The sequence below is a fragment of the Thermococcus sp. genome, assembly GCF_027063845.1.
Lineage (GTDB): Archaea > Methanobacteriota_B > Thermococci > Thermococcales > Thermococcaceae > Thermococcus.
Genome location: NZ_JAMOQU010000040.1, coordinates 1 through 1,420, shown reverse-complemented (window position 1 = coordinate 1,420; position 1,420 = coordinate 1). Strand labels below are relative to the sequence as shown.

The 1,420-nt window shown below is 50.8% G+C and carries 1 protein-coding gene and 1 pseudogene; both read left to right on the top strand.

Annotation, left to right across the window (positions count from 1 at the left end):
- Positions 1-693, top strand: a pseudogene (locus tag MVO87_RS03075) (ATP-binding protein); the annotation flags it as partial.
- A gap of 17 nt (positions 694-710) precedes the next feature.
- Positions 711-1,420: hypothetical protein (locus MVO87_RS03070; protein WP_297552137.1), on the top strand; the 710-nt coding region annotated here is incomplete at its 3' end.

The following is a 1,420-nucleotide window of genomic DNA, read 5'->3' as shown; positions in this document are numbered from 1 at the left end:
GAGGAGAAGGCCAGGGACCCGGACGAGCTTGTCTTTGAGGCGAAGAGAATCTACGAGGAAATGCTTGAGTTCCTTGAAGTTGAGAACAAGAAGCCACCCACGAGCTTATGGGGCGTTTACAACGTTGCCAAGAGCCTTAAGAAAGTTCGCTGGCTAAAGAAGAGCGGTAAAGACCTTTTCGAGCAGTTGGACAACACGAAAATCAACGTTATTGACTTTAGCCAGAACTCCGACCTGACCGAGAACGCGAAGAATATCATCTTCAAAAAAGTCGTGGAATGGGTCCTGAATGAGTACGTGCAGGAGAAGGAGACAGCTGTCTTTATTGCGGGTGATGAGATTCAGAACTACCTGAGAAGCCGTTGGGGCAAGGCTATGGCGGCTAAGCTCTTCAGAGAGGGCCGTTCCAACCAGGTGAACTTTCTCGCTGCCACACAGTACCTTCACAGTCTGCCGTCAGAACTCATATACGGAGCCAGCCACATCGCCATCCTCGGAACTCTTGCCTCTGCTGATGACTACGCGCTCCTGAAAAAGGTCGTTCCAGATTTTGATGTTAGCTTTGAGCGTATCGTTGCTTCCTCACCCGCTGAAGTTGAGGAACTAAAAAGGAAGTATCGCGGACGCGGATATTTCATTTACAACAAGTTCTTTACCGAGCGGATTCATTTCCGCCCCTCACAAACCCTGTGAGGCGGAGGTGATTGAAAGTGTTTGAGTGGTTGAAGAGGAAAAAGAAAAGGGAAGGAGGCCTTCCGAAGAGGAACTATGTGGAGGACACACAGGACGTTACTCTAATCGACGGAAGAGTTGAAAAAGTCAACGAGAAGCTAATGCATGAAGAGAAGCCGACCCTCCAGGACTGGAGGCAGAAACAGGCCGTCCAGTCTTTGAAGTTCGTGAAAACACATCACCAAGTCCTGAAGGTCTATTACAAGTTCAGGAGTGGCGACGCTGTAGTGAAGGAAATCGTTACCCTCGGCTACGTGCAGGGCGTTGCGATAGCCCCAAACAACATGCTCGTGATTGCATACACGCCAAGAGCGCCGAGCTGGCTTGATGAAGTGTTTTTGTCTCTTGCCAGGGTTCTTGGTAGAGGGCCACATCAAAAGCTCCTCTGGACTTTCCCACAGTTCGCCCCACTCTCGGCCATGGACACGACTATAATCGTTGAGACCTCGAGGATAATGAGCACTGTGTGGGGCGACTTTGCGATGCCCCCGGAGCTGAGCGAGGAGCAAATAGCAGCCTTCTACGCAATCTACCAGAAGAGCCAGACGCTTGAGGCCCTGATTGACAACGTGCTCAAGAAGACCGGCTCACTCGTGAACACGGCCCTAGACATTAACCCGTTCGTCAAGAGCTACCAGCTCATCGAGAAGACCAAGAACCAGAAGAAGAAAGAGGAGCGCTATAAGGT